6 protein-coding genes and 2 pseudogenes are annotated in these 7,947 nt (G+C 44.1%); 4 read left to right on the forward strand and 4 right to left on the reverse strand.

Features of this window, described 5'->3' with window-relative positions; translation table 11 throughout:
- Positions 1–781 (forward strand): annotated as a pseudogene (locus tag F6K20_RS15455) (NACHT domain-containing protein); the annotation flags it as partial.
- A 17-nt stretch (positions 782–798) separates the two neighbouring features.
- On the opposite strand, the gene F6K20_RS15460 reads toward F6K20_RS15455, so the two are convergent.
- Positions 799–969 carry a hypothetical protein gene (locus tag F6K20_RS15460; RefSeq protein ID WP_287295219.1) on the reverse strand — a complete coding sequence of 57 codons (171 nt, stop codon included), beginning with the start codon at positions 967–969 and terminating at the stop codon, positions 799–801.
- A gap of 564 nt (positions 970–1,533) precedes the next feature.
- Between F6K20_RS15460 and F6K20_RS15465 the strand changes: the two genes are divergently transcribed.
- Positions 1,534–3,702, forward strand: coding sequence for a serine/threonine-protein kinase (locus F6K20_RS15465; protein ID WP_287295221.1), 2,169 nt, complete (start codon positions 1,534–1,536; stop codon positions 3,700–3,702).
- Between the two features lie 92 nt (positions 3,703–3,794).
- On the opposite strand, the gene F6K20_RS15470 is transcribed toward F6K20_RS15465, so the two are convergent.
- Together F6K20_RS15470 and F6K20_RS15475 are read right to left on the reverse strand one after the other, a co-directional pair.
- Entirely contained in the window at positions 3,795–4,019 is a 225-nt protein-coding gene (locus F6K20_RS15470) for a hypothetical protein (RefSeq protein WP_287295223.1), read from the reverse strand.
- Positions 4,020–4,065: 46 nt separating this feature from the next.
- Complete coding sequence (locus tag F6K20_RS15475; RefSeq protein WP_287295225.1) at positions 4,066–5,010, reverse strand: DMT family transporter; 945 nt, start codon at positions 5,008–5,010, stop codon at positions 4,066–4,068.
- Between the two features lie 802 nt (positions 5,011–5,812).
- Between F6K20_RS15475 and F6K20_RS15480 the strand changes: the two genes are divergently transcribed.
- Positions 5,813–6,109, forward strand: coding sequence for a hypothetical protein (locus F6K20_RS15480; RefSeq protein ID WP_287295227.1), 297 nt, complete (start codon positions 5,813–5,815; stop codon positions 6,107–6,109).
- On the forward strand, positions 6,042–7,784 hold the full coding sequence (locus tag F6K20_RS15485) for a vWA domain-containing protein (protein ID WP_353736762.1): 1,743 nt from the start codon (positions 6,042–6,044) through the stop codon (positions 7,782–7,784). Before F6K20_RS15480 ends, F6K20_RS15485 begins: the two co-directional genes overlap by 68 nt.
- On the opposite strand, the pseudogene F6K20_RS15490 reads toward F6K20_RS15485, so the two are convergent.
- Positions 7,738–7,947, reverse strand: a pseudogene (locus F6K20_RS15490) (hypothetical protein); the annotation flags it as partial. The gene F6K20_RS15485 and the pseudogene F6K20_RS15490 sit on opposite strands and share 47 nt — an antisense overlap.

The raw sequence follows: 7,947 nt of genomic DNA on the forward strand, positions 1-7,947 counted from the left end.
GCTGAAGGAAGGGCTGAAGGGAGGGCTGATGTTCGGGCTGATGTTCGGGCTGATGGTCGGGCTGATGGTCGGGCTGATAGAATGGCTGATGGTCGGGCTGGATAAAGAGTTAACGGAAGAAATCAAAACAGTTGAAATACTTGATATTAATTGGAAAAAAATCTTAATTAACCGGGTGATGGAAGGGCTGATGCTCCGGCTGAAGGAAGGGCTGATGGGAGGGCTGATGCTCGGGCTGATGCTCGGGCTGATGCTCGGGCTGATGGAAGGGCTGATGGAAGGGCTGATGGTCGGGCTGATGGTCGGGCTGATGTTCGGGCTGATGTTCGGGCTGATGTTCGGGCTGATGGAAGGGCTGATGGAAGGGCTGGAGAGTTCAGAAATTGAAACAAAAACAAGTCCAAATCAAGGAATTTGGAAATCAGCTCGTAATGCTATAACTGTATATCTGATGTTCGGGCTGATGGGAGGGCTGATGGAAGGGCTGATGTTCGGGCTGATGGTCGGGCTGGTGGAAGGGCTGATGGGAGGGCTGATGGTCGGGCTGATGTTCGGGCTGATGTTCGGGCTGATGGTCGGGCTGATGAATGGTGGTAAAGCCTGCATCCAACACTTTTTCCTCCGCCTTGTCCTCTACTTCAACAATTGCATCCCTTGGAACTATGCCCGCTTTCTGGACTATGCCGCTGATCGCATCTTCTTACAAAAAGTAGGAGGAGGCTACATCTTTATCCACCGGATGTTGATGGAACATTTTGCAGAGATGAAGCCTGAGAATTAAGAATTAAGAATTAAGAATTAAGAATTGGAAATTCTGCCTTCTGACTTCTGACTTCTGACTTCTGACTGGGCAATAACCTGACTAGCAATATTAAACTCAAATTCTAGAGCTTCATACTCGGCTTTTACCTCTGGATTTGCTAGAACTTGCGAGCGAATATCATCCCACTTAATTGTCTTTGCTTTCATTTTTTATTCCTCCTATTTTGGTAATTATAGCGTTTCTAGGATTTATGAGGTACGCTTCTCAAGCTCAAAGTCCCCCGAGCGAGGGATTGCTCGCTCGGGGGATTTAGGGGGATCCATTTGTACCTGATGGCATAGAGAATTTCTATAGTTTATCTATTGCTCAATTAATTATTTTTCTGTGCTAAAAATTTCGCTCTAGGATATTCGGCAATTTTAATATTTTACATTCGCCCATTCTACTTGGTGGTGCGTTACGGTGCGGCTGTCCCAAAACTGGCTCTAGGGGTTGAACATCAGGGCAAGCCCGCCCCTAACGCACCCTACGCACTACTTCCCTCTCCCAGGGATAATGTTCCGATCACTATTGAAGGCTTTTGTATACTATGATTGGTAGCACTATATAGCAGTACGCATTAAGGTTAAGACATTGGTACAAAGTGAAAAGCTCTTGTAGTTAACTGTTGCCTTTAGCATGCATGCCTAAAGCCCTTGCGCATAGCGCTATACCTAGTGATCTACCTCCTTTAATCGGTGGTGAGGTTTTCCCGGAGCAGTAGAAGTTGCATGAACTTGGGTCTTGGACAAACGATCGGTGGACGCTATAAAATTATTCGTCAACTGGGACAAGGTGGATTTGGTCAGACTTTCGTAGCTGAAGACCAACACTTGCCTGGTGAAAATCAGTGTGTGGTTAAGCAGCTCAAGCCAGTAGCCACGGATCCCTTGACATTGCAGACGGCTAGGCGACTGTTTGAGACGGAAGCCCAAATCCTACACCAGTTGGGAAGTCATGACCAAATTCCCCAGCTTTTTGCGTATTTTGAAGAAAATCAAGAATTCTATCTCGTCCAAGAATTGATTGAAGGGGAAGACCTCAGCCAGGAACTTGTACCGGGACAACAGGTGAATGAAGATCAGATTATTTCCCTGTTGCAGGAAATCCTGAAAGTTTTAGAATTTGTCCATCAACGGCGTATTATTCACCGAGATATTAATCCTCAAAACATCCTTCGGCGTAAATCAGATGGCAAATTAGTACTGATTGACTTCGGTGCAGTTAAACAAGTTAGTACCCAAATCCTAGAAGGGGGCAATACTGGTTTTACCGTTGCTATTGGTACTCCTGGCTATCGACCGAGTGAACAAGCCAATGGTTACCCGAAATTAAGCAGTGATATCTATGCTGTCGGGATGATCGGGATTGTTGGTTTAACCGGTTTACGTCCTCACCAATTGCCCCTTCACCCTGATACAGGGGAAATCACCTGGCATAACCAGATATCAGTAAGTGCTGAATTAGCCGATACTTTAGATAAAATGGTGTGCTATGATTTCCGAGAGCGTTATCAATCAGCTACCTTAGCATTACAAGCACTGACTACTATAACTAATAATAATAACACAAATACTAACACTACTAAAACTGGCGCTACCTTAGTGTTGGGAATTGCGTCATCAATACAACCCCTGCTCCCCAAACCCCGACGATTCAAACTAAAAAGGTACCAAGTGTTACTGTACACCGGGGTGATTGGATTGGGGTTTGCAGCAACGGTTTTTATGGTGCATACATTCAGGGGATTTAGTGCTAAGGATTGGTATAACCAGGGGGAAACCTTTTTAGAATTGAAGCGCTATGAAAAGGCTCTGGACGCTTATAATCGAGCTGTGGAAATCCGATCAGAATATGCTCCAGCTTGGCAAGGTCAAGGTAAGACTTTGTTTGCACTAAAGTACTATGAAGAAGCTCTAAACGCTTACGACCAAGCCATTCAAATTGAGCCGGATTATAGTGCAGCTTGGAAGGGTAGGGGTAAAACCTTGGAGCAGTTGGAGCTTTATGACGCAGCAATTAAAGCGTTTAATAGCGCCCTGGAACTCCAACCCAATGACCTGGACGCTTGGATCAGTCTTGGTAATGTTCAGGTTAAGTCCAAGAATTATTTTGATGCGATCGCATCCTTTGACAAAGCCGTGAAACTCAAACCCGATTCTTACCAAGCTTGGTATCGAAGGGGCTGGGCATTACATAATTTGCGCCGATATAAAGCAGCGGTAGAATCCTACGACCGAGCTTTAGACTACAAACCTAATTCCGCTGAAGCCTGGTATCAGCGGGGTAATGACTTGAGCAATTTGCGAAAGTATAAAGATGCAGCCAAGTCTTATCAGCAAGCGGTTCAATTCCAGCCCAACTTCTACCAAGCTTGGTATAGCTGGGGCAATACCTTAAATAAATTAGGGAAATACCAAGAAGCCTTAGGGTCCTTTGAGCAAGCCGTTAAACTCCAGCCTAAGTCCTATCAAGCCTGGTACAGTCGCGGTTGGACACTCCATCAAGTCCAGCGATATGAAGATGCCCTGGAAGCTTACTACAAAGCCATTAAACTACAATCCAAGCCTTACCAAGCTTGGTACAGTCGAGGCAATACCTTCTATAAATTGGAACGCTATAAGGATGCGATCGCATCTTATCAACAAGCAGTTAACTATAAACCTGACTACAGCCAAGCCTGGTATAGCCTAGGCAATGCATTAGTTAAACGCAACCAGTATAAAAAAGCGATCGCTGCTTATGACAAAGCAGTGCGCTACCAGCCAAAGTACCGAGAGGCTATCAAAGCACGGGATTGGGCAAATCGGGAATTGGAAGCAGAGATTAGGGAACAGGAAATAGGGAATCGGGAATCGGGAATCGGGAATCGGGAATCGGGAACAGGGAATCGGGAATAGGCGTAGGGTGGGCAGTGGATCAGACAGATTCATTTGCTTGGCCATAGTCTTGCTCGGCACTGCCCACCAGACGATTCATCTTAAGGTAAGCATCAGCTGATAGTGAGTTTTAGTAGGGTGGGCAGTGCTTGACAGAGATTCATTTGCTTGGCCATAGTCTTGCTAGGCACTGCCCACCAGACAATGAGTCCAAGTAGGGTGGGCAGTGCATCACAGAGATTAATTTGCTTGGCCATAGTCTTGCTAGGCACTGCCCACCAGACTGCCCACCAGACCATGAGTCCAAGTCTGGTGGGCAGTGCTTCACAGAGATTCATTTGCTAACCATAGAATTCCTAGGCACTGCCCACCAGACGATTAATCTTAAGTAGCTTCGGTAGAGCCAATATTATCTAATTCCCCATCTGATTTAGCCAGATAAATCCCAGATAATACGATTATAAACGTCAAGCCATTTAACCAACTCAATTTTTCCGCAAAAATTAGCCAGGCTAAGACTGCTGCAATCATAGGTTCCAGCAATAGGATGAGAGAGACAAAGCTAGATGAAAATTGTTTGAGACTATAGAATAATGCACCCAATCCAATTATGGAGCCACAAAGTCCTAGGCCAATAACAGCAGACCATGATGAAAAGGAAGCAGGAAATAGTCTATCTTCAAATAGCAATGTTAATGGTAACAACAATAGGCCACCCAAGGTATAAAGCCATAGTAAAATTGTGCTTGTGTCAAATTTAACTCGGAGATGCTCTGTTACCAAAAGTGTAGCCGCGTAGAAAAGGGCAGATAGTAATGCAACGCTGTCCCCTATCAATGTATCTCGATCGATATGAAAATCGTTAAAACCAATTAAGAACGTTCCTCCTAGAGCCAGTATCATGCCGATTAGGAAGCGACGATTAAAGGATTGGCTTAACAGTAACCATCCCCCGACAGCTGCAAAGATAGGAGTGGTGTTGTGGAGAAGATTAGAATTAGCAACACTTGTTTTTGTCAAAGACCAAGCCCAGGTCACTAGGCAAATTGAATCTAAGCTAGCAACAAGAAATAAGGAGAAAAAATCCTGGACAGTATAAGCCTTGTTATCAGTAGTAGATAAGCGTCCGCTCTGCTTATCCCAAAGTAGTTTGACAACCTTGCCAAGGCCCAACGCTAGGCTGGCAATCCAAAACCGATTAAATATTGTTCCATAAGGACCCATATCATGTTCTGTTATGCGAGTCAGAATTGGTGAAGACGATAGGGCAAAAATGGCAATGGCTAAGGAAGAAGATCCCCAGACTGCAGAATGTTTAGTAGACATCATCAACTTCCTTAATTAGGGATTATATAGTGGTTGTAAACAGTTGTATTAAACGATTTTAGTAAGCATTCAGCATTTAGCCGTCAGCCGTGAGCTTTTAGCTCACGCTACGCGAATAGCTTTGTGGCACAGGCTTAATGTTTGTGGCACAGGCTTCAACCCTGTGACATCACTCAGGATTATTCGAATGCTGACCTGTTTTATTCAAAAGCACCTCCCGTAGCGCATTAGCTGATAGCTGATAGCTGATAGCTGATAGCTGATAGCTTACCGATTTGAGGTAGAAAATCCTGGATTTTAGGCAACAGGAAATAGCGGATCACCAAAAAAGCGGATCACCGGAACCTACAAAAGGAAATAGGAAATAGCGAACAGAAAAAAAATGATGTGTAGCTCCTAATTAAGAAAAGTTCTATAAAAAGGGTTAACTACATCATCAGTATAAACTATGGCGAGTAGCCATGGTTTATCTAGTTTTATAGGAAGAGAAGTACAGCTTAAGACATAGTTTTCTTATTGAAAGGGGACAGGTAGCTTTGGATCAGGAAGCAGAAGATATCTTAAGGTTTGCTTCCAGTCCTATATCTGTAAAAGTATCATAATATAAACCCATCTTGTCAATCAACCACGGGTACTTTTCAATAAACCTGGCCTTATGGCGCTCATTGACAATAGATTTTATACATATAGTGTTTATTTGATGGTAAAAACATTATAGATAGGAATTAACAAAATTAGATCCGTTTACCCGGCAAAATACCATTTAATATAGAGCCTAATCCAGATTCATTGGCTGACCATAGGATTGCTAGGCACTGCCCACCTTAGGATTAATCACTATTCCCGATTCCCGATTCCCGATTCCCGATTCCCGATTCCCGATTCCCAATTCCCGATTCCCAATTCCCGATTAACCGTTACAGAAACCGCAACACAAACAAACAGCCTTCTGTTGTCGATTAGCTTAGGAATAAGCAATACAGAGGGACAATCAAATAATGAACAAATTACTCAGACTATTCCTCCTTTCCGGAATGGTCGCTATCTTGGCACAGCTAACAACAGCTTGCCACAATCAGCCATCAGCCCAATTAGAAGATAGCTCTAGTCTACCTGTAGCGAAAGACGTAGAACGTGACCAAAGACAGCGCCAATCAGAACTTATGGAATCAGCCCAGGTCGGGAGGTCGGCGGATAGTGTTAATCAGAATGTCCCTAACACAGTTTTGAAACCCCGAGCCCCAAGGCGATTCTCCCATAGCCCAAATGCACGCTTTAAATCAGTTCCTAGTCGCTCAATTGCGAGCAAACCCAAGCCGTTACTGACAGCAGAGCAAGCTATCCCAGAAGTGAGCAACAGAGAAAACTATAGTGCAATTGATGAGAACGCCTTTAAGAGAGTAAGGCATAATCCTCTGTCTACCTTTGCGATTGATGTTGATACCGCCTCCTACAGCAATCTTCGTCGTTTCCTTAATAACGGTCAACTCCCCCCTACTGATGCCATCCGTATCGAAGAATTAATTAACTACTTTAACTACGACTATCCCGAACCAGAAAGCGATCGCCCTTTCTCGATAACCACAGAAATTTCCCAAGCTCCTTGGAATCCCACTCACAAATTAGTTCACATTGGCATTCAGGGAGAAAAGATGGCGATTGAAGATTTGCCTCCCAGCAATCTTGTCTTTTTGCTGGATGTCTCCGGTTCCATGAATTATCCCAATAAGCTTCCCTTGCTCAAAGATGCTTTTCGGATGCTCGTCAATGAATTGAGAGAAGAAGACCAGGTCAGTATTGTCGTCTATGCTGGCGCTGCTGGGGTGGTTTTACCCCCTACTCCAGGCAACGAGAAAGATAAAATCTTAACAGCCATTGAGAATCTCAATGCCGGGGGGTCTACTGCTGGGGGAGCAGGAATTAAACTGGCTTATAAACTCGCCCAGGATAATTTTATTAAATCAGGAAATAACCGAGTTATTCTAGCAACCGACGGAGACTTTAATGTCGGAGTTTCCAGTGATACCGAATTAGTGAAACTAATTGAAAATAAACGAAAAAAGGGAGTTTTCCTGACCGTATTAGGATTTGGTACTGGTAATTTACAAGACTCCAAGATGGAGAAGATTGCTAATAAAGGTAATGGCAATTATGCTTATATTGATAACGAGTTAGAAGCGAAGAAAGTCCTGGTTAACGAAATCGGAGCTACTTTACTCACTATTGCCAAAGATGTTAAGATTCAAGTAGAGTTTAATCCTGCCAAAGTCCAAGCTTATCGTTTGATTGGTTATGAAAATCGGCGACTGAAGGATGAAGACTTTAATGATGATACTAAAGATGCCGGAGAATTAGGAGCAGGTCATACTGTCACCGCACTGTATGAAATTATTCCTGTGGGAGCAAAAACTAATGTCAAATTACCCGATATTGACCCTCTCAAATATCAATCCAATGCTGCTTCAACCACTAATTCCAAAGAATTAATGCAGGTCAAGTTACGTTACAAAGAGCCTGACGGTAACACCTCTCAACTCCTCACCTATCCCTTGGTTGATAAAGCTGTAAAGCTAGAGGATGCTTCCGATAACTTTAAGTTTTCTGCTGCCGTTGCCAGTTTTGGTATGGTCTTAAGAGATTCTCCTTACAAAGGTAAAGCCAGTTTTGACCAAGCATTACAATTAGCAAAGGAATCCGAAGGGGTAGATTTAGAAGGTTATCGAGCTGAGTTTATTGATTTGGTTGAGAGTGCGGAGGAAATAGGGGATAGGGAATAGGGAATCGGGAATCGGGAATCGGGAATCGGGAATCGGGGGAAGAGTTTGGGGAGAGTGCGTAGGGTGCGTTAGGGGCGGACTTGCCCTTATTTTTACAGTAGCCAGGGTTGAGATAGTCCGCCCCGTAACGCACCACCCAAGGGCAAGCCCTCATTTTCCGGCT

The sequence above is a fragment of the Moorena sp. SIO2C4 genome, assembly GCF_010672485.1.
Lineage (GTDB): Bacteria > Cyanobacteriota > Cyanobacteriia > Cyanobacteriales > Coleofasciculaceae > Moorena > Moorena producens.